This window comes from Peribacillus sp. FW305-BF15, assembly GCF_058783805.1.
Map to the genome: position 1 here is coordinate 190,176 of NZ_JBYSYV010000006.1, position 19,301 is coordinate 209,476.

Annotated in this window: 18 protein-coding genes and 1 pseudogene; 9 read left to right on the top strand and 10 right to left on the bottom strand. The window is 43.2% G+C overall.

Annotated features, from left to right (window positions below):
• Nucleotides 1–75: 75 nt before the first annotated feature.
• Complete coding sequence (gene hisC, locus AC3WLU_RS08435) at nucleotides 76–1,200, bottom strand: histidinol-phosphate transaminase (protein WP_413004844.1); 1,125 nt, start codon at nucleotides 1,198–1,200, stop codon at nucleotides 76–78.
• Between the two features lie 174 nt (nucleotides 1,201–1,374).
• On the opposite strand from hisC, the gene AC3WLU_RS08440 reads away from it, so the two are divergent.
• Nucleotides 1,375–1,842 carry an Lrp/AsnC family transcriptional regulator gene (locus AC3WLU_RS08440; protein ID WP_034314805.1) on the top strand — a complete coding sequence of 156 codons (468 nt, stop codon included), beginning with the start codon at nucleotides 1,375–1,377 and terminating at the stop codon, nucleotides 1,840–1,842.
• 115 nt (nucleotides 1,843–1,957) lie between these two features.
• Here the strand turns inward: AC3WLU_RS08440 and AC3WLU_RS08445 are convergent, their stop codons facing one another.
• Nucleotides 1,958–2,356 carry a carboxymuconolactone decarboxylase family protein gene (locus AC3WLU_RS08445; protein WP_492597106.1) on the bottom strand — a complete coding sequence of 133 codons (399 nt, stop codon included), beginning with the start codon at nucleotides 2,354–2,356 and terminating at the stop codon, nucleotides 1,958–1,960.
• A gap of 118 nt (nucleotides 2,357–2,474) precedes the next feature.
• Between AC3WLU_RS08445 and AC3WLU_RS08450 the strand changes: the two genes are divergently transcribed.
• The 3 genes and pseudogenes from AC3WLU_RS08450 to AC3WLU_RS08460 all read left to right on the top strand — a co-directional run.
• Nucleotides 2,475–2,903, top strand: a complete 429-nt coding sequence (locus AC3WLU_RS08450; protein WP_098187564.1) for an Lrp/AsnC family transcriptional regulator — start codon at nucleotides 2,475–2,477, stop codon at nucleotides 2,901–2,903.
• Nucleotides 2,904–3,127: 224 nt separating this feature from the next.
• The gene (locus AC3WLU_RS08455) at nucleotides 3,128–4,060 is read left to right on the top strand and encodes a catalase family peroxidase (protein ID WP_492597107.1); all 933 of its coding nucleotides are present in this window, start codon (nucleotides 3,128–3,130) and stop codon (nucleotides 4,058–4,060) included.
• Between the two features lie 97 nt (nucleotides 4,061–4,157).
• Nucleotides 4,158–4,291 (top strand): annotated as a pseudogene (locus tag AC3WLU_RS08460) (transposase); the annotation flags it as partial.
• Between the two features lie 32 nt (nucleotides 4,292–4,323).
• On the opposite strand, the gene AC3WLU_RS08465 reads toward AC3WLU_RS08460, so the two are convergent.
• Together AC3WLU_RS08465 and AC3WLU_RS08470 are read right to left on the bottom strand one after the other, a co-directional pair.
• Nucleotides 4,324–5,994 carry an ABC1 kinase family protein gene (locus AC3WLU_RS08465; RefSeq protein ID WP_187050570.1) on the bottom strand — a complete coding sequence of 557 codons (1,671 nt, stop codon included), beginning with the start codon at nucleotides 5,992–5,994 and terminating at the stop codon, nucleotides 4,324–4,326.
• A 14-nt stretch (nucleotides 5,995–6,008) separates the two neighbouring features.
• Nucleotides 6,009–6,311 (bottom strand): phasin family protein, encoded by a 303-nt coding sequence (locus AC3WLU_RS08470; protein ID WP_098187558.1) that lies wholly within the window; start codon nucleotides 6,309–6,311, stop codon nucleotides 6,009–6,011.
• Nucleotides 6,312–6,551: 240 nt separating this feature from the next.
• Between AC3WLU_RS08470 and AC3WLU_RS08475 the strand changes: the two genes are divergently transcribed.
• Nucleotides 6,552–7,301, top strand: coding sequence for a glucose 1-dehydrogenase (locus tag AC3WLU_RS08475; protein ID WP_098865946.1), 750 nt, complete (start codon nucleotides 6,552–6,554; stop codon nucleotides 7,299–7,301).
• Nucleotide 7,302: 1 nt separating this feature from the next.
• On the opposite strand, the gene AC3WLU_RS08480 is transcribed toward AC3WLU_RS08475, so the two are convergent.
• Nucleotides 7,303–7,545 carry a protein YuzH gene (locus tag AC3WLU_RS08480; protein ID WP_492597130.1) on the bottom strand — a complete coding sequence of 81 codons (243 nt, stop codon included), beginning with the start codon at nucleotides 7,543–7,545 and terminating at the stop codon, nucleotides 7,303–7,305.
• A gap of 52 nt (nucleotides 7,546–7,597) precedes the next feature.
• Nucleotides 7,598–8,389 (bottom strand): TIGR00266 family protein, encoded by a 792-nt coding sequence (locus AC3WLU_RS08485; protein ID WP_057275762.1) that lies wholly within the window; start codon nucleotides 8,387–8,389, stop codon nucleotides 7,598–7,600.
• A gap of 190 nt (nucleotides 8,390–8,579) precedes the next feature.
• On the opposite strand from AC3WLU_RS08485, the gene glpK reads away from it, so the two are divergent.
• Together glpK and AC3WLU_RS08495 are read left to right on the top strand one after the other, a co-directional pair.
• A complete protein-coding gene (glpK, locus tag AC3WLU_RS08490) occupies nucleotides 8,580–10,070 on the top strand; it encodes a glycerol kinase GlpK (protein WP_492597108.1) in 1,491 nt (496 codons plus the stop codon).
• 68 nt (nucleotides 10,071–10,138) lie between these two features.
• Nucleotides 10,139–10,606, top strand: a complete 468-nt coding sequence (locus tag AC3WLU_RS08495; protein ID WP_034314788.1) for a CBS domain-containing protein — start codon at nucleotides 10,139–10,141, stop codon at nucleotides 10,604–10,606.
• A 53-nt stretch (nucleotides 10,607–10,659) separates the two neighbouring features.
• Here the strand turns inward: AC3WLU_RS08495 and AC3WLU_RS08500 are convergent, their stop codons facing one another.
• The 4 genes from AC3WLU_RS08500 to AC3WLU_RS08515 all read right to left on the bottom strand — a co-directional run bounded on the left by AC3WLU_RS08500 (nucleotide 10,660) and on the right by AC3WLU_RS08515 (nucleotide 14,916).
• The gene (locus AC3WLU_RS08500) at nucleotides 10,660–12,774 is read right to left on the bottom strand and encodes a peptidoglycan D,D-transpeptidase FtsI family protein (RefSeq protein ID WP_492597109.1); all 2,115 of its coding nucleotides are present in this window, start codon (nucleotides 12,772–12,774) and stop codon (nucleotides 10,660–10,662) included.
• Between the two features lie 343 nt (nucleotides 12,775–13,117).
• The gene (locus tag AC3WLU_RS08505; protein ID WP_492597110.1) at nucleotides 13,118–13,471 is read right to left on the bottom strand and encodes a hypothetical protein; all 354 of its coding nucleotides are present in this window, start codon (nucleotides 13,469–13,471) and stop codon (nucleotides 13,118–13,120) included.
• A 74-nt stretch (nucleotides 13,472–13,545) separates the two neighbouring features.
• A complete protein-coding gene (locus AC3WLU_RS08510; RefSeq protein ID WP_440439876.1) occupies nucleotides 13,546–14,727 on the bottom strand; it encodes a DUF2515 family protein in 1,182 nt (393 codons plus the stop codon).
• A 21-nt stretch (nucleotides 14,728–14,748) separates the two neighbouring features.
• Nucleotides 14,749–14,916 (bottom strand): hypothetical protein, encoded by a 168-nt coding sequence (locus AC3WLU_RS08515; RefSeq protein WP_153246154.1) that lies wholly within the window; start codon nucleotides 14,914–14,916, stop codon nucleotides 14,749–14,751.
• A gap of 509 nt (nucleotides 14,917–15,425) precedes the next feature.
• Between AC3WLU_RS08515 and AC3WLU_RS08520 the strand changes: the two genes are divergently transcribed.
• Nucleotides 15,426–17,177 carry an ABC transporter ATP-binding protein gene (locus tag AC3WLU_RS08520; protein ID WP_239860466.1) on the top strand — a complete coding sequence of 584 codons (1,752 nt, stop codon included), beginning with the start codon at nucleotides 15,426–15,428 and terminating at the stop codon, nucleotides 17,175–17,177.
• The gene (locus AC3WLU_RS08525; protein ID WP_492597111.1) at nucleotides 17,174–19,192 is read left to right on the top strand and encodes an ABC transporter ATP-binding protein; all 2,019 of its coding nucleotides are present in this window, start codon (nucleotides 17,174–17,176) and stop codon (nucleotides 19,190–19,192) included. Before AC3WLU_RS08520 ends, AC3WLU_RS08525 begins: the two co-directional genes overlap by 4 nt.
• Nucleotides 19,193–19,301: the final 109 nt, after the last annotated feature.

Sequence of the window (19,301 nt, forward strand, 5' to 3'; positions counted from 1 at the left end):
CCTCATAAAAGATACGACATGGGCAAAGGCGTCCATGTCGTATCTTTCATTACTGATCACTGATATTCTGCAACTTCATTTCGATTGGTCATCTCCAGATGTTTTCTTGATTATATGTTGTAAGGATGCTATGAATCTCTCGTTCTCAAGCGGAGTGCCGATTGTCACGCGGATGGTATTTTCATAGCCTAGCAAATGACCTGAACGGATGATGACACCCTGAACTAATAACTTCTCAAAAATGTCCTTGCCAGGCTGGTTCAATTTAACCATCAAGAAGTTGGCATGTGAAGGGAAGAATGCCAAACCCATCTTGCTTAGTTCATTTTCTAAATATCTTCTTCCTTCCTCATTCTTACGAACACAATTCTCAACAAATGGATGGTCGTCGAGGGAAGCGAATGCCGCAGCCTGTGCCAAACGATTGGTATTGAAGGGTTCCTTCACTTTAACTAGCTCTTGTATGATGGAAGCATCCATTAAACCGTATCCGATCCTTAAAGCAGCCAGTCCATAAATCTTTGAAAAAGTGCGTAAGATAACCAGATTTGAATGCATATTGAGAAGCGGTAAGGTTTCTAAATATTCTGCATCATCGACATATTCATAGTATGCTTCATCAACGATCAGTAAAATATGCTTCGGCACCTTCTCGATGAAGGAGCGTAACTTTTCTTTTTGAACGATCGTTCCTGTCGGATTATTGGGATTACAGACGAATATCATTCTCGTTTTTTCTGTTATGGCTTCATACATACCCTGAAGGTCATGTACACCATTGGTAAGAGGAATCTTTACAGGTGTGCCGCCGTCAATCAATACATTCGTTTCATAGCGTGGAAATGTCACATCAGCCATGATGACTTCATCATTTTGTTGGATATAGGTTCGTGTCAACAAACGTATCACTTCATCAGATCCATTGCCCAAAATGATATGATCTTTATTGATATTCAAGTTTCTTGCCAGTTTTTCAGCTAATGCAGGCGCCATGCCTTCAGGATAAAAGGAGGTTTGCTCCATTTCGTTAAGCATGGCTTCTTTTGCTAGAGGTGAGTAACCGAATGGGTTCTCATTGGATGCCAATTTAACGATCGTTTCAAGACCAAGTTCACGTTGCACTTCTTCAATTGGTTTGCCGGAAACATATGGGCTAATGCTTTCGATGTTTTGTCGAACCGGGATTTTCGTAAAGGTCAATGCAGGTTCCTCCCTTTGGTAAAGTTCTGAATTTTCTTTTTCTATTTGATTATTTTAATGATAGAATATTAACTGTTAAAATTACATACAAAAAAGAACGTATTTTTCGCTATCCATACAACATTTTAAAGAAATATATGCTTATATTCCTTCATTATGAAAGGCGGTTGCTTCATGGATGAAATAGATGTCAGTTTACTGGAACTTTTACAAAAAGATGGACGCATTACGATTAGTGAACTATCGAAGAAATTGGCTCTCAGTCGACCTAGCATCTCTGAACGAATGTACCGACTTCAAGAAAAGGGGATCATTGAGGGGTTCAGCGCAAGGGTTTCCCCTTTGGCAATAGGAAGGGGTGTACTTGTGTTCATTCAGGTGAGTGAACTTAAGGTTCCTGTTTCCGATTTTGAGCAATTAGTGAAAAATGATTTAGACATTATCGAGTGCCACCGTGTAACAGGAACAGTTGGATATTTTTTGAAAGCGGCTTTAGCTGATATGGACAGCATGAGATTACTGATAGATCGATTAATACCCTATGGACATCTGAATACATCTGTGGTTTTGACATCCCCGGTACCTTCCCGCTCCATTCTTCCAAGGATCAATGAAATGGAGGATCATGGTGCGAAATCCTAGGCGGTCATTCTACTGATGCTGGTAAAGGATTCGGGTATCCTTCAAACTAATGAAGGGTAGAATGCAGGTTTTTTACAGAAAGGAACGAGGCGGAAGGCCTGTTCCTTTTTTTGTGTTATTTTAAATCCATCAAAGCCCCGAAATATTGCTGGGCGGTTGTAAAACAAATGAATGCCAATAGTTCAGAAATTTCTTCATCACTGAACACTTCCCTCAATACTTGGAAAAACTTTTCCTCCGTTTTTTCACGTTGCAAGAGAAATACTTCCGCAAAGGCAATTGCATAGCTTTCTTTCATATCTTCCGGCTTTAGCGGAGTCCCTTTTGCCTGGCAGTATGAGCAGCCATTACCGTATGCCAGCACCCTTCTGACGTTTTCCTTCAATCTCTCCGAAAGTTTCCCATCTGCAGATATGCAATCTGAGAGATCCGACCATTTATGCGAAATCTCTTCAGAATGAAATAATCTTTGAAATGGACTGGAGCCCTGTGATGCTTTTTTTATTCTTGTCATGAACATCTCTCCTTTGAGATAATCCTAATATAAAAATCCAGGAATTTTAATTCCATTTGTAAAGAAATGCGGTTTAATAATGAACGAATGTAAAGGGAAAAAGGGGAATAATTTAAAAATGAAAATAGATGAGAAAGACCAGAGCATCCTTGCCGAATTAACGTTGAATAGCCGAATCTCCATGAGGGAATTGGCAAAGAAAGTAAACCTCTCGGCCCCCACCGTTGCCGATCGGGTTCGGCAAATGGAGTCGTTCGGGATCATTAAAGGGTATGTTGCCGAGATTGATCATAAAAAGATCGGTTTTCCAATTGAGTGTATCGTGGAAGCTACGATAAAAAATGGGGAATATGAGAAATTCAAAAAGTATATCTCCAAGGTGCCGAATGTGGACTTTTGTTATCGCATTGCCGGGCAGGCTTGCTTTATGCTGAAAATCCACACTCGGAGCCTTGAAGAAGTGGAGGAATTCATCAATCGGACCATTCCTTTTGCAGCAACGGTTACCCATGTGATCCTTTCGCAGGTGGAGCCGGAACAGGAATGAGTATTTTTATAGTGGAAGTAAAAGAGATCTATATATGCCGATCATTTTGAATGTTTCTAGAATTTAAAGGATAAAATCACGTGTCCATAAAGATATGACATATGTTTGCAGCGCCAGGTGTTTTTTTGCAATCAATGCTTTCGGTGATTCAAGAAAGAATAGGCTAATGGAATATGGGGTACATGTAATAATGGATAATAATCTTAAAAGGTGGGGTGAGTATCATGGAAGGAACCGACGACTACAAACCTGAACTGGCGAGGGAAGCAGTAAATGTGATTGAAAATGTAGCAGGAACACATCCTGGTTATCGGCGTGTGCATGCAAGGGGATATGTTTATGAGGGGGTTTTTACCCCAAACGGAAAAGCGTCCCCATTAACGGTGGCTTCGCATCTACAGGATGAAGCCGTGCCGGTGATCATTCGGTTTTCAAATAGCTCACCGATTCCAAGCCATCCTGATGCCATTTCCCCTGTAAAGGGCATGGCAGTCAAGTTTCATTTGCCGAATGGAAAGGTGTCAGATCTTATTACTGTGACCATTCCGTTATTCTTTGCGAAAACACCGCAAGCGTTTGTTGATATTGCTGGCTTTTTCCAATCTGCAAAGGAAGGTTTCCCCAATCTGAAAGAGCTTGCAAAAATCCTGTGGAAATACCCTGAAAGCAAGGCAAGCCTGCAAATGCTTAAAGAAATGCGTTCTCCAGCCAGTTTTTCAACGTGCCAATATTACTCCATTCACGCATTCTATTTCATTAACAAGGAAGGAAAGCGGCAGGCAATCAAGTATGAGTGGGTGCCAGATGCCGGCCTTAGTATGTTAGAAAAAGGAGAGGTGGCCGAGCATTCGCCGGAGTATCTGGATGAAGAAATGGAAAAGAGGCTTAAAGAAGGACCGGTGGGCTTTAAATTGAACATCCAAATAGGAGGGGAAAATGACCCGACTGACGATCCGACTATTGCTTGGTCGGAAGATAAACAGGTAATCACGATAGGGCATCTAATGATCTCCAAAAAATCGGAAGTGTGTAAAGATACATTATTGTTTGATCCAACCAATATTCCTGAAGGAATCGAATGCTCGGAAGACCGGATCTTGCATTTTCGCCATAGTGCGTATGCCGTTTCATATGAACGTCGGATAAATAACCAATGAATCAAATCAAGAAAAACCCCCTATTCCAAAGGGGTTCCCTCGAATGTAGACAAACTCGATGAAAATCGAGTTTGTCTACATTTTTTTTTCTTGTACATTGACTTTCATTCAAAATAGCTTCGGAATTCGTTCAATGCGTAAAACAACTAAAGAAGTTGAAACAAATATGGCTTACCGCTGGTTTTTAGGCAATGGTTCCATGATAAAGTGCCTCATTTTTCAACGTTCGGGATGAGACCAATCTGAATCCCGTTTTAAGTGAGTTACATTTTTCCGGATCTGAAAATAGTGTAGAGCATGAGTAAGAACATCAGGGTTGCAACGACAAAACCAATTTCGATAACCGGTATCTTCCAAAGGATCAAGGTTTCCCCGCCTATTGCAGAACCGATAATGAGACCGACCATGATTATGCTGAATGCAAGCAGGATGATACTGAACGACAGCCGGTTCGAGATTTGATCAAGCTTATGTAAAAAAACTTGAAGTTCGGGGATGTTGATATCGAGCCGCAATTTCCCTTTTTTAATGATACCTGTCACTTCCCTGATATCCTTGGGCAGTTCGGCAATGGCTTCAGCAGACTCGATGAATTGATTCCAGGCGTTCTTCGCAATGTTTTTTGGGTTGTAGCGTTCTTTAAAAAGCCTTTCCCCAAAAGGTTCAGCTGCCTTCATGATGCTGAAATTCGGATCTAATCCTTCGACAATTGCCTCCATGGTAAGCAGAGCCTTGCCGAGCATCGTGAATTCGGGTGGGATTTGGACCTGGTGACGATTGGCAACCGTGAACAGGTCATTGACTGCTCCGCCTAAGCTGATTTGGCTCAATGGGATATCATAATATTTATTTCGCAGTTCATCAATATCCTCCCTTAATGGGGCCATATCGATTTCGTCCGTCAAGAGACCCATATCTGAAAGCGTCTTGATCAATCCATTGGTGCTTCCGCGTTTCAGATTGATGACAAGCGAGGCGAACTGATATTTCGTTTCTTCCTCCAGACGTCCCACCATTCCAAAATCCATGAGTGCGACGACATTTCCAGGCAATATGATGATATTGCCTGGGTGGGGATCACCGTGGTAAAAGCCATCGATCAATATTTGATGAAGCATGGAGTTCGCTAATCTTTCCGCGATTTGCCGGCGATCATAACCTTCATCATCAAGCTGTTTATAATGATTGATCTTAATTCCCTGAATGAAATCCATTGTCAGGACCCTTTTTGTGGAAAACTCCCAATGAATCCTTGGTACCTTAAACCCTTGATCATCGATGAATTGCTTGGCTATTCTTTCCCCGTTTCGACCCTCGGAGTTATAATCAAGTTCTGCGCGGAGTGATTTAGCGAATTCATCAATCATTTTTCTGATTTGGTAGCGTCTTGCCCAAGATATGCGTGCTTCCATAAGTCTTGCCAAATCATCGAGAATTTCCAAATCCGTTTCCACAGTCGGAAGAATATCTGGCCGCTGCACTTTGATTGCTACGACTTCCTGTGATGGAAGCCGAGCAGTATGGACCTGTCCAATCGAAGCGGTTGCCAGTGGGGTTTCATTAAATTCAAGGAAAATGTTTTCCAAAGAATCACCCAATTCGGCCTCGACAATTTTACGGACCCTATCAAATGGAAAGGGGGTGACCTGGTCCTGTAACTTTTCAAGCTCGCGGACGATTTCTTCAGGAACGAAATCACGCCTCGTACTTGCAATCTGCCCAAGTTTAATGAATGTAGGTCCCAAGCTTTGTAATATCGTATGCAGCCGCTCTCCGATTGAGCGGAGGTTCAGGTTTTCATCGGGTTGGAGTTTCGATCCCGCTTTACTCTCGGATAATCCCAGGCGATAGATGAAGTAACCAAACCCATTTTTCAAAAAGGCATTAATGATTTCTTGGTAACGATGTGCGTGTTTCAGTCGCTTGCGAAACATTCAAGTACCTCCTGTCACGGTTGTAAGTTTTGGTTCTGTTTCTCCAAAATTACGATGCGGCGCTCCAATTCCTCGACTTCTTCTTTAGTTGCCAAGTTTAGGCCATTGAGCGCTTGATTGACTTTGGCCTTGACGGAATCGTCCAGCTGCTTTTGGGCTTGCTCCCCTTTTTCGACCCATTGCTTAATAAGGATCTTGGAGTCTTCTTTGCTGATATCGCCTTTTTTGACAAGAGAGTCCACCGCTTTTTCAATTTGCTCTTTTGTAGCAGCGGCTGCTCCTAATCCTAAAGAAAACACATTTTTTAATAAGTCCATTTTTACATTCCTCCAATATAAATTTTTACACTGTAAGAAAGATAATAGCGGATGCCTTTCACTCTAGTTCATTCTTGTTGTTACCATCTATCATACATCACTTTAGGGCAGCTACAAAAATATAAGGGTCCTGCGATTAGAAAAGAAGAAAAAGGATTTTTCGGAGGTCAAAGTTGTTTGAAGTGGAGCGGATTGGATATTATGATAGGGAAAAGCGGCTGTGAAAGTGAGGTTGGAATAATGGGTTTCAAAAATAAAACGGTGATTGTAACAGGTGCTTCGAATGGGATAGGGAGAGGCGTGGCAAAGGGATATGCAGAAAGCGGCGCTTCAGTCGTTCTCGCAGATTTGGACGAGCGGGAAGGGCTTCTGTGTGTGGAAGAGCTCAAAAGTAACGGTCATGAAGCCATGTTCGTTAAAACGGATGTACGCAAGGAAGCTGACATTCAACAATTGATGGATGTAACTCTAAAAACATATAAGACCATTGATATATTAATCAATAATGCAGGAAAGGCATTATTCAAATCGCTTTATGATCTGACGATAGAGGAATGGGACGATATGATGAATACGAATTTGCGCAGTGTTTTCCTTTGTTCCCGGGCCGCGGCAGAATCGATGCGGAAAAATGAAATGGGAGGTGCGATCATCAATATAGCCTCAACCAGAGCGATGATGTCTGAGCCTGATTCGGAATCCTATGCAGCAACCAAAGGAGGGATCAAAGCACTGACACATGCACTTGCCGCTTCTTTGGGCAAAGAGAAAATTACGGTCAATTCGATTTCACCGGGGTGGATTGAAACGGGAGATTATGAATCGCTGAGGGATGAAGATCACCTGCAGCATTTTTCCAATCGGGTTGGCAAACCGGACGATATTGCAAGGGCCTGTCTTTATTTGACGGCAACGGAAAATAATTTCGTTACGGGTGAGGATCTTATCGTCGATGGAGGCATGACAAGAAAAATGATGTACGAGGAGTAACTCATTTTTTTCGGTAGAGATATTGCAGTTCAGTCCCGAGCTCACGGTTGAGCAGCTGTTCCATTTCTTCAAGCTCTTTTATGCCGATAGGGCCATCGGCAGCTGTCCAGTGAACGGTATAAACAAAATAGTAATCTCTTATTTTCCGGAAAATAACAGGCGAATTCGGGAATCTATCAAAAATTGCCCTGATATTATAGCGTCTCATGTAGGACCACTTAACAAGCTGCATGTAGCTACCCATCCTTTTCAAAAGAGATCAATGACTGCCAGGGTGGCAGCCATTGGTCCGGTTCTTATTTATCGTTGAATAAATTGAATAAGCCTCTAGCTACGCTGCCTTCTTCGGATGATCCTCCATTTTGCGGCGCTGCAGCAAATACACGGCTGGCAAGCCGGCTGAATGGCAAAGATTGCACCCAGACTGTTCCGGGTCCTTTTAATGTTGCAAAGAATAAACCTTCGCCGCCGAACAAAGCGGTTTTCACACCCTTTACAGTTTCAATATTATAATCTACCCCGCTAGTCATTGCCACTAAACATCCTGTATCGACGCGTAAAATCTCCCCTGCTGCCAATTCCTTTTTATGGATCGTGCCACCGGCATGAACGAAGGTCATTCCATCTCCTTCTAGTTTTTGCATGATGAAGCCTTCACCGCCAAAGAAGCCTGCCCCTATTTTTCTCTGAAACTCAATTCCGACCGAAACGCCTTTTGCGGCCGCCAGGAATGCGTCTTTTTGACATATGATTTTCCCGCCCAGCTCGCTTAAATCCATCGGGATGATTTTACCTGGATATGGCGATGCGAATGAAACGTGTTTTTTATCTCGTCCTTCATTCGTAAAAGCCGTCATGAAAAGACTCTCACCAGTAAGTAGCCGTTTCCCGGCCCCGAATAGCTTACCCATCATTCCGCTGTCACCATTTGAAGACCCATCACCAAAGATGGTTTCCATCTTGATTTGATCTTCCATCATCATTAAGCTTCCAGCCTCGGCAATCACCGTTTCCTGAGGGTCCAATTCCACTTCAACAAACTGCATGTCATCTCCATATACCTTAAAATCTATTTCATGATTATTCAATTTCCATTCCTCCTATCCGCTTATTTTCATTGTAAAAGATAAACTCTTAACCTGCCAATATTATTCAGTTTTCTGCTGTAGTTTATATATTTTTTGTTTTCACGGGTATATCTAGTAAAATGTAGAAAGAAAAAACAGCATGACACTTAAGCTGAAATGAACCTTTTCTTAAGTGCAGGAGGAGACAGCCGTGGAGACTTACATACTATCATTGGACCAGGGAACGACAAGTTCCCGGGCCATTTTATTTAATAAAAGCGGGAAAGTTTTGCATATTGCCCAAAAGGAATTCACCCAGCACTTCCCGAATCCAGGATGGGTGGAGCATAACGCCAATGAAATTTGGGGCTCCATCTTATCGGTAATCGCTTCCTGTCTATCGGAAATGAATGTAAGGCCTGAACAGATCGCTGGAATTGGCATAACGAATCAACGGGAGACGACCGTGGTATGGGACAAGGAAACAGGTCAGCCGATTCATCATGCCATCGTCTGGCAATCCCGGCAGACAAGCGAAATTTGTACGCAATTGAAGGATGAATGCCTCGATGGCTTATTCTTGCAGAAAACCGGATTATTGATTGATGCATATTTTTCCGGTACAAAGGTGAAATGGATTCTCGACCATGTGGATGGGGCACGGGAAAAGGCTGAAAACGGAGACTTATTGTTTGGTACGATCGATACGTGGCTGATATGGAAACTTTCGGGTGGTAAATCACATGTAACAGACTATTCGAATGCTTCAAGGACGCTGATGTATAACATTCATGACCTGAAGTGGGACGAAGAGCTGCTGGAAATCCTGCAAGTGCCGCAATCGATGCTCCCTGACGTTCGTTCTTCATCGGAGATATACGGGAAAACAGCGCCACATCATTTCTTTGGGCATGAAATCCCGATTGCCGGAGCGGCGGGAGATCAACAGGCCGCATTGTTCGGCCAAGAATGCTTTGAAAAAGGAATGGCTAAAAATACGTATGGCACCGGATGCTTCATGCTGATGAACACAGGAGAAAAGGCAGTGAAATCAGAGCATGGCCTGTTGACCACGATTGCATGGGGGCTGAATGGAAAAGTCGAATATGCCTTGGAAGGAAGTATTTTTGTCGCAGGTTCGGCCATACAATGGTTAAGGGATGGACTGAAACTCTTGCATGATCCGAAAGACAGTGAAAAGTATGCTTTGCGGGTCACTTCAGCCGATGGTGTCTATGTAGTTCCCGCATTTGTAGGATTAGGCACCCCTTATTGGGATAGTGATGTCAGGGGAGCTGTATTCGGACTGACAAGGGGGACATCGAAGGAGCATTTCGTCCGGGCAACATTGGAAGCATTGGCCTACCAGACAAAAGATGTCCTTAGCGCCATGGAAGTCGATTCAGGGATTAACCTAAAGGCATTGAGGGTCGATGGCGGGGTTGTCAAAAACAACTTCTTGATGGAATTCCAAAGCGGCCTCCTGAATGTACCAGTCGAAAGACCCGTTATTAGTGAAACGACAGCGTTAGGAGCGGCGTATTTGGCGGGGCTCGCTGTCGGATATTGGGAAAGTCAGGAAGAGATTTCAAAGCTATGGGCAGTCGATAAGAAATTCGAACCCGAGATGGAAGAACAGGAACGGAAGGATTTATATAATGGCTGGAAAAAGGCAGTTCAGGCGGCAAGGGTTTTTAAATAGAGTAAGTAAGGGTATTAATAGGGGAGAGATGAATACAGAACGTACAAACTTAAAAAAGGGGTGGTAATATGTTAGTTAAGGATTTCATGATAAGGGAAGTCTTTGTAGCCCGTCCTGATTTTACATTAAAGGAAATTCTGCGGATCTTAATCGATAATAAAGTGGGCGGGGTCCCCGTTGTGGATGAACATGATAAGCTATTGGGAATGGTGACGGACGGGGATATCCTTCGTTACTTGACACCTGCAGAGGAAGCCATCATGGGGTATTTCACCTACATTACGGTTCTTCCCGGTGAAGAATTGGATGAAAAGGTTACATCCAAAATGAATGATAAAGTCTCACAAATCATTAAAAATAAAAGGATTACAAAGCTATCTCCCGAAGATCCGCTAGATGAATTGATAAAGGTCCTTTCCAAGCATCATTTCAAGAAAATCCCCGTCGTGGACAAAAATGATAAAGTCGTCGGCATCATCAGCAGGGGAGATGCACTTAGGGCCCTTTATAAGGAATTCGTTCAAAAGCTGGAATAAATGGGCATCATAAAAAGGCCTGCTCATAATAGAGCAGGCCTTTTTTGTATTCATCATTGAGTGCTTTCTACTGCTTTATCTGCATCAGATTCACCTTTTGCTCTTTTTTCCTTCAATTTAAAGTAGGCGTCCATTACGTCCCGCCCGATCCTTTTGTTAATATCATCAGAGGGCTTGCCTTGATACACCCATGGCACGACGACAGAGAATGCCACTTCCGGATTATTGTGAGGTGCATAACCTACAAGCGTCAAATTGATAGTCGGGACTGGCGCGCTATATTGATTTCTCCGCGGTCCGTCGTAAAAGGCCTCGGCAGTACCCGTTTTTGCTGCCGCACGGTAAGACTTCCCGCCGAAATATTTATATGCCGTCCCGCCTGGCTCCTGGGCAACCTGCCTGAATCCTTCCTGGACACGCTGCATCCAAACGTCTTTCCCGCCTAAATCGTTTAACACTTTGGGACTCATTGTTTTAAAGACGCTGCCCAATTCATTGTGTTCGTTGGATGGATTCCTGATTTCCCTGACCATATGGGGCTCAAGCCTTTTTCCGCCATTTGCAATCGTCGAAACATACTGTGCCAATTGCATAGGGGTATATGTATCATACTGCCCGATCGATAAATCCAGCAGCAATCCGTCTGTTGACATATCGACGCCTTTAAACCCTACGGATTCATTTGGCAGGTCGATGCCTGTACGGACACCCAATCCAAATTGGGCATAATGATTCCGCATGATGGCATAAGCTTCCCGATTGATTCCTAACGGCCGGTTAGGGATATAATGCCCGCCGGCAATTCTGATCGCCGTCATGAACATATAGACATTCGACGATTTCTTTAACGCAGAGACATCGGTTACATAACCCAAATCACTATAAGATCCTTTCGGAGGAGCTCCTGCTAAATGGAGTTTCCTGTCAAAAAAAGCTGACCCTGGTGCGATGGCTCCTGTCTGAAAGCCCGTATAGACAGTGGCCCCTTTGACAGATGACCCCATCGTATAGGATGTCGTTATGTTTCCAAGGGCAAAATCGTTCATTTCGGTCAACCCGGTTTTACTGTTGCGGCCGTATTGCCTGCCTGCCATCGTGAGCACCTCGCCTGTATTCGGGTCCATTAAAACGACGAAGGCACGATCCAATAAGTAGGTATTTCCCTTAGCCTTGGTTTTGCGCAATTCGTTCTCGAGGATTTTTTCAACCTGCTGTTGCAGCTCCATATCAATTGTAAGGACCAAGTCCTTTCCGCTTTGCCCTTCAGTGAGGGTATTCGTTTTGATGACTTCCCCTTTGCTCAGCACATTTTCAATCCGCGTCTTTTGACCGCGCAGGACATCTTCATATTGTTTTTCAATATAACTTTTTCCGACCCGGTCATTCCTGGTATAGTCGCGTGCCAGGTAATAGTCGATATTTTCACTGGGAATGCCTTCTTCGGAAGAAGAGACCTTGCCAAGAACCGAGCGGAGGGTCTCATCATACTTATAGGTCCTTTCCCAATCCGTCGTTACATCCACGCCTGGCATTTCATCCAAATGTTCGCTGACCCTGGCGAATTCCTTAGTGGTGACATCTTTATTCTTCACGATCGACGGTGCGAGGGCATAGCCGCTATTGAATTCCCGGAAGATGGCGATCACTTCCAATTCATCCTTGGAGAATTCCTTGATATTCTCATCGGTTACCCGCTCCATTTGAAGTTTGTATAAATCTTTTTGCTCCAGTTTCTTTTCGATGACTTTCTTCTTCTCTGCCTTGGTGATCAAGGCTTCGGCTTCTTTCGGATGCTTTAAAATCCAAAAATCCTTTTTATCCGGAAGGGTTACCTTTTTGGTATCTTTTTCTATCAAGGTGGCAAGGACCTCTGCCGTCTTCACCATATCTGCCGTTTTCGTATTCGGGTATTTCGTATAGGTGATGGCATTACGCGGCTCATTATCAACGACCGGATTCAAGTTCCGGTCATACATCTTGCCCCGGGGAACGGGGGTATTGGCCACATCGTTTTCCGTTCGGTCGACTTCGCGGAGGTAATCATCCCCATACACGATTTGGACGATGCCAAGCCGGATTATTAAGCTTGAAAATAAAATGAATATTAAAAAGAACATAAAATTCAGTCGGAAAGGAATTGGGGTTTTTTTCTTTTTTTCTTTGGCCATCATTAACATTCCTTTCTAGTAAAAGTAAAAAATAAGAAAATTCCTATCTCCAATGATATATAAAATTAACTTATTTTTCTATGCTTTATCCGTAAATTTATCTATATTTCCAAAAGAATGTTTTGGAGTTATATAATTCCTAGTAATCTTATAATTAGGAAAATTGATATAATAGATAAATAGAGGAAGAAGCGGTACAGCGGCAATCATTAGTAGGGATGCGTGGTTGGGGGGCTCCATAAAAAAAGGTGAACATAAACCAAGGTACTTGGAAAGAACTCTTTTACATGAACGATTAATGACTATAACCCTAATTCACTACAGCGACTTAAGTACCATGATTTTATTTTGCTTCATATTTCCTAACGGGAGTTTGAGTCGTGACAGTGATAATCCCATTGAAGTATCCGCATAGCTCAAGCCATTTTTCAGGGTAAATATAGTTGAAACGTTCAATGGTTTCCAGGGAGTGAAGCACAAGGCAATCGATTTGCCCCGTTTTTTTACTTTGTAAATTGGATAGAAGCTCATGCGGGATGGTGTAATAAGGGTGGATTTGATACGGATTGAGTATGACCGGGGAAATATTATTCTCTTCCATATACTTGTACGTCACGATCTTTTGGATTGCAAAGCTTTCATCCGTATGTAAATCCCCAATTTTGTAATTTGGATTCAATAGTACAATGCCTCTCATTTGATTCACCCATTCTTTTTGCTAACCATTCTTGCCAAATGGGGGATGGGATATTCAAAGTAAGAGGCATCATGCTAGAAAATGGCTTTCATTTCGTTAAGGGTTTTGAGCTGCTTGACATTTTCGAGCACCTCGTTGGTCAGGTCCTCCTTTTTAATGGTCGGTAAACTTCGTAAATCTTCCATGAAGCTTTCATTCGTGAACCAATCAAAGGAATGGGGAGGAAAGAATAGTTGATCTTTCCATGCATCATGAAGAGTCGGGCTGTAGATTTTATCATCTTTTGACGTGGATCCATCAGATGTATATATGCTTGCCCAGTAATCCTCTCTGGAACCCGTGTGGGGAATCTCTTTTGTAAAATGGCCAACACCGCGAAAAACCACCGGATGCTGAAAAAGAAGCCCATATAATAATTTCCCCGTTTCAATGCGCTGTTTCGGGTCGGCAAAGCGTTCGACGGTAAGTCCTGTCAAGGAATGAAGTCCTTTTTGCTTGTTTGCATAAGGAAAGATCACTTTCATGAAGCCTAAGTACTCCTGAAGCTGAAAATCAAGCCTGCGGAGGATTTCACCATGCCGGGTGCGTTTTAATATCCTTTCCTGAAGCATTCTTTGTTCATTAATGATAAGGGCCGTTGTCAAAAGGGGTGAATGGGGCTCTTCGATGAAAGATTCCCAAATCGGGGCCATGAATCTTGAAATGCGGAATACTGGTAAATACCTTCTTAGCGGAAGTTCTTTTTGTTTAGAATGTTCATATAAAAGAAGTTGGGGGAAGGCATCTGCAAATATGGCTGAATTGGCACGCTCAAGGAAAAGGAAAAATTTCTGCCGTTCCGCTCTGTCAAGTAGATGGGTCATGTTTGAACTTTTCAAGTCAGTCATATGGTATCCTCCATTCCTCGAAACCATATGTGCTAAAAAGGCCCAGTGAACCTCTGGATTGCGATTATAAAAGGCAAGATAGGCTTGAGTTCTTGTGATATTGTTCCGGTTCAAGGCAGCCGTTTCGGTTCGAATGCTTTTTATCAGGGCGGATTCCTCGGGGAAAAAAGCTTTTGACTCATCAACAGGCTGAAAGAGCTCTTTTTGTAAACGGGATTTTAGCGTGTCAAATCTTTCAGCATCGATGATCGGCTTTGTTTTGGCAGGGTGTTTACCCAACAGCTTTTTCAAATATTGGGAAAGCATACATTTCACCACGAATGTTTTTCGATCATTATATGCATAGCCATCAAGAAAGGGGCGTTGCATTTGCAACCCCCCTAGGTGATGTCATCTTTTTTTCTTCTTTTCCCGGTACAATAAAATATAATAAACTATCCAGAAAAGAAACACAGGAATGAAGGATAAAAATCTATATTGGACCGGTACGGCAAATAAGATGAAAATGGCTGATAATAAAAAGGGAACCGCCAGGAGTATATATTTTCTCCATTGCATATGCTGAACCTCCTTAGGTTGCGTCATTCTTATTAGAATAAAGGATTATCCATCAATAATCTAGAAAAGTCACAATTGACAAAAATATGCAAACGTAGTAATCTTTAAAAATAAGTTAAAAATTACCATTAATCAATGGAAAAGGAGGCGAACGTCATGACTAAATCAGTTAAGCACAGTGATGTCACAATTGAATATCATACGTCCGCCTGCCCTGATACCTTGTCTTTCCAGACATAGGATTCCTCGCTTCCATTCATGATTTTAAAGCGCAGGTTGTGGAATTTTCGCGGCCTGCGCTTTTATATGTGTTATTACGCATCTAAAAAAGCTTCCGCTAATCGGCGGGGGCTTTTTGGCATTTTGGATCCAGGTGCATTAGCACCCTTTCCATATAAAGGATAGGAGGAACTATAAATGAGACAAAAGACATTGGAAATCTTATTGCAGCCGGGAGATCCAGAAAGCGGTTAGCGAGCGAAGGGTTTGAACAAAAGGGAGGGGAATTCATGTTTGCGATTTTTAAAAAACTGTCCTGGTTCTTTAAAGAACAGTGGCAGCGTTACACCTTGGCGATTTTATTTCTATGTCTAGTGAATATCTTGGAGGTTATCCCGCCAAAACTTGTCGGGAATGCCATCGATGATATGAACAATGGCAGCATGACGCAGGAAGGGGTCATGAAATACGTTATTTATTTGCTCATGGTACTGATCGGCAGTTACCTATTTGGTTACTTATGGAGTTATCTGTTATTCGGCGGCGGAAACTTGGTCGAACGGAAACTAAGGTCAGGGTTTATGGGCCATTTGCTTAAAATGACGCCAAGTTTTTATGAAAAAAACCGTACAGGAGATTTAATGGCAAGGGCAACCAATGATTTAAAGGCAATATCCCTCACAGCTGGTTTCGGGATATTGACCCTCGTAGACGCGGTGCTGTTCACCATCACGGTAGTGGTCATGATGGGAGCCACGATCAGCTGGCAGTTGACGATTGCGGCGGTGCTGCCGCTTCCGATCATGGCAGTGCTGATGCAAATTTACGTGAAGAAAATTTACAAACGTTTTACGGATGCACAAGCAGCCTTTGGCACTTTAAATGACAAGGTCCTGGAATCCATTTCCGGTGTCCGTGTTATCCGGGCCTATGTCCAGGAACGGGAAGATGAAAAGCGATTTGAGGAAATGACCGAGGATGTATATGGCAAAAACCTAGCCGTGGCAAGAATCGACGCCCTCTTTGATCCGACAATCAGCATTATCATCGGCATCAGCTATTTAATCGGGTTGGGCTATGGGGCTTATCTTGTGTTTCAACAGGCCATAACGCTTGGCGGGCTTGTTTCGTTCAATGTGTACCTAGGCATGTTAATCTGGCCGATGATCGCGGTGGGTGAACTGATCAATGTCATGCAAAGGGGAAATGCTTCGTTAGACCGTGTTCAGGATACCCTTTCGTATGAAGCGGATGTGAAGAATTCAATGGGGATGGAGAGTATTACGAACCCGGGGAATATCCAATTCAATTCCGTGCATTTTACATACCCTTCCTCAACGGTTGTGAATCTATCCGATATTTCCGTTCAGCTTGAGCGCGGTCAAACATTGGGGATAGTGGGGAAAACAGGTAGTGGAAAAACGACATTCGTGAAGCAATTGCTGCGGGAATATCCTTTAGGAACAGGTGAAATCGCTTTTGCAGGCATGCCGCTGGAGCAACTGCACCTTGAAGATATCCGTAAATGGATCGGATATGTTCCACAGGACCATTTTTTATTCTCGAAGACTGTTAGGGAAAATATCTTATTCGGTAAAATGGATGCAACGGAAGGTGAACTGGCTGAAGCCATCCGGCTTGCGGATTTTGAGAAGGATTTAATGATGCTGCCAAACAGATTAGAGACACTCGTCGGTGAGAAGGGTGTCGCTCTGTCCGGTGGGCAAAAGCAGAGGATCTCGATTGCCAGGGCATTGATCAAAAATCCGGAAATCCTTATATTGGATGATTCCTTATCCGCTGTCGATGCAAAAACGGAAACGACAATCATCGAAAATATCCAAAATGAACGGGCAGGGAAAACGACCATCATCACAACCCACCGCTTATCAGCCGTTCAGCACGCGGACAGGATTATCGTATTGGACAGCGGAAAGATCATCGAAGAGGGGACTCATGCGGATTTACTGCTGAATGATGGCTGGTATAGCGAGCAATATGAACGACAGCAGGTTGACGAAGGAACGGAGGTGAAGGCATGAAGGTCGTAAAGAAACTTTTTAATTATGCTGCCCTTTATAAAAAATTGATCATTGGCGCCCTGATCATGCTTGCTCTTTCGGTAGCGGCCGATTTAACGGGTCCTTTCGTTGCCAAGAAAATCATCGATTCACATATACTTGGCATCGAATCTTCCTGGCATGAAGCAGGTAAAGGAAAAGATGCAGTTAAGTATGATGGAAATTGGTATAAACGGGCTGATTACTTTTCAAAAGGTGAGAAGAAAGGCAGGGAAGTCCATGTTCTGCAGGTTGGCAATCAATTTGTCTTCGTAGATGAAGCTGTCCCTATCGATGGGCGCAGAACCTTGGAGAACCAATCATTGATCATCAAGAAAGACGGGAAAGAGCAACGTGCGCAAGCAGTGAAATTGACGAGTCAGGAAGTGATGGGATTTTATCAACCGGAAATCCCGCGGATCATTAAGCTTGTGGCTTTTTATTTTAGCCTTGTCATCCTTTCCTCCATTTTTCAATATGGCCAGAGTTTTTATTTACAGAAAGCGGCGAACCGAATCATACAGAAGATGCGAAATGATATTTTTAGGCATATTTCCCGTCTGCCGATACGTTATTTTGATAATATGCCAGCGGGTAAAATTGTAGCCAGGGTCACTAATGATACGGAAGCGATCCGGGAATTATATGTAACCGTGCTCGCCAACTTCTTCTCGAGTACCATTAATATTTTCGGCGTTCTAATTGCTTTGTTTATTCTGGATCCACGAGTCGGTACCATTGGCCTTCTACTTATTCCGATCATCGTTATCTGGACGATGGTATACCGTAAATTCGCCTCGAAATATAATCACATCATTCGGGAACGGGTCAGCGATATTAATGGAATGATTAATGAATCCATTTCTGGTATGAGCATCATTCAGGCATTTGGACGTGAAAAGGAGACGAAGCAATCTTTTGAAAATCTGAACCGGGAGCATTTTTCCTATCAAAATAAAATGCTCCATTTGAATTCGTTGACGGGTGGAAACTTGATTGGCGTCATTAAGCTTTTGGCGCTGATGGCCTTCGTCTGGTATTTCGGCGGGATTTCCCTTACAGCGGGTTCGGCCATTTCCTTAGGGATGATGTATGCAATTGTTGATTTGATCAGCCGCCTGCTACATCCGCTTCACGGAATCGTCAATCAGTTCGCTAATCTTGAACAGGCGCTTGTTGCAGGGGAGAGGACGTTCAGCTTATTGGATGAGAAGGGATTGGCAGTCAGCGATGAAAACATATCCAGATACAAAGGAAACGTACAATTCGAAAATGTTTCTTTTGGTTATAAGGATAAAGAATATGTGTTAAGGGACATTTCCTTCTCCGCTAGACAGGGGGAAACGGTGGCTTTAGTTGGCCACACCGGTTCAGGAAAAAGCTCCATAATGAATTTATTATTCCGCTTTTATGACAGCAGTGAAGGTCAGATCAAAATCGATGGCAGAAATATATTGGATATCCCCCATCAGACGCTTAGGGAGCATATGGGGATCGTCCTTCAGGACCCCTATTTATTTACTGGCACCATCGCATCCAATATCAGTCTCAATCATAAAGGCATCACAAGGGAAATGGTTGAAAAAGCATTAAGAGATGTCGGGGGGGACAAAGTGCTGAAGCATCTTCCTTTAGGGCTTGACGAGCCCGTGATCGAAAAAGGCGGAACGCTGTCTTCCGGACAGCGTCAGCTAATCTCTTTTGCCCGTGCCCTTGCATTCAATCCGGCCATATTGATCTTGGATGAAGCGACAGCAAGCATCGACACCGAAACCGAGGCAATTATCCAGGAGGGTATGGAAGTGCTGAAAAAAGGGAGAACGACCTTCATCATTGCACATAGGCTTTCCACGATAAAAAATGCCGACCAAATTCTTGTACTGGAAAAAGGGCGGATTGCAGAGCAAGGTACACATGAGGAATTAATGCAACTGAAAGGGAAGTACTATCAAATGTATGAACTGCAGGCAGGTCCGCATAAAGGCATGGCTGGCTGAACACAATGGAATAAGGGTAGATCATCTAGATTAAACTATAATGAAGGTACCGACTTTTGGTACCTTCAAGCATAATGGTTGATAATAGTAATCATTACGTTTAAGATAT

What these genes read in the sequence shown, in the direction of transcription:
- AC3WLU_RS08440 (WP_034314805.1), top strand. Translation starts at nt 1,375, where the DNA reads ATGGATGAAATAGATGTCAGTTTACTGGAACTTTTACAAAAAGATGGA.
- AC3WLU_RS08445 (WP_492597106.1), bottom strand. Translation starts at nt 2,356, where the DNA reads ATGACAAGAATAAAAAAAGCATCACAGGGCTCCAGTCCATTTCAAAGA.
- AC3WLU_RS08450 (WP_098187564.1), top strand. Translation starts at nt 2,475, where the DNA reads ATGAAAATAGATGAGAAAGACCAGAGCATCCTTGCCGAATTAACGTTG.
- AC3WLU_RS08455 (WP_492597107.1), top strand. Translation starts at nt 3,128, where the DNA reads ATGGAAGGAACCGACGACTACAAACCTGAACTGGCGAGGGAAGCAGTA.
- AC3WLU_RS08465 (WP_187050570.1), bottom strand. Translation starts at nt 5,994, where the DNA reads ATGTTTCGCAAGCGACTGAAACACGCACATCGTTACCAAGAAATCATT.
- AC3WLU_RS08470 (WP_098187558.1), bottom strand. Translation starts at nt 6,311, where the DNA reads ATGGACTTATTAAAAAATGTGTTTTCTTTAGGATTAGGAGCAGCCGCT.
- AC3WLU_RS08475 (WP_098865946.1), top strand. Translation starts at nt 6,552, where the DNA reads ATGGGTTTCAAAAATAAAACGGTGATTGTAACAGGTGCTTCGAATGGG.
- AC3WLU_RS08480 (WP_492597130.1), bottom strand. Translation starts at nt 7,545, where the DNA reads ATGGGTAGCTACATGCAGCTTGTTAAGTGGTCCTACATGAGACGCTAT.
- AC3WLU_RS08495 (WP_034314788.1), top strand. Translation starts at nt 10,139, where the DNA reads ATGTTAGTTAAGGATTTCATGATAAGGGAAGTCTTTGTAGCCCGTCCT.
- AC3WLU_RS08500 (WP_492597109.1), bottom strand. Translation starts at nt 12,774, where the DNA reads ATGGCCAAAGAAAAAAAGAAAAAAACCCCAATTCCTTTCCGACTGAAT.
- AC3WLU_RS08505 (WP_492597110.1), bottom strand. Translation starts at nt 13,471, where the DNA reads ATGAGAGGCATTGTACTATTGAATCCAAATTACAAAATTGGGGATTTA.
- AC3WLU_RS08510 (WP_440439876.1), bottom strand. Translation starts at nt 14,727, where the DNA reads ATGCAACGCCCCTTTCTTGATGGCTATGCATATAATGATCGAAAAACA.
- AC3WLU_RS08515 (WP_153246154.1), bottom strand. Translation starts at nt 14,916, where the DNA reads ATGCAATGGAGAAAATATATACTCCTGGCGGTTCCCTTTTTATTATCA.
- AC3WLU_RS08520 (WP_239860466.1), top strand. Translation starts at nt 15,426, where the DNA reads ATGTTTGCGATTTTTAAAAAACTGTCCTGGTTCTTTAAAGAACAGTGG.
- AC3WLU_RS08525 (WP_492597111.1), top strand. Translation starts at nt 17,174, where the DNA reads ATGAAGGTCGTAAAGAAACTTTTTAATTATGCTGCCCTTTATAAAAAA.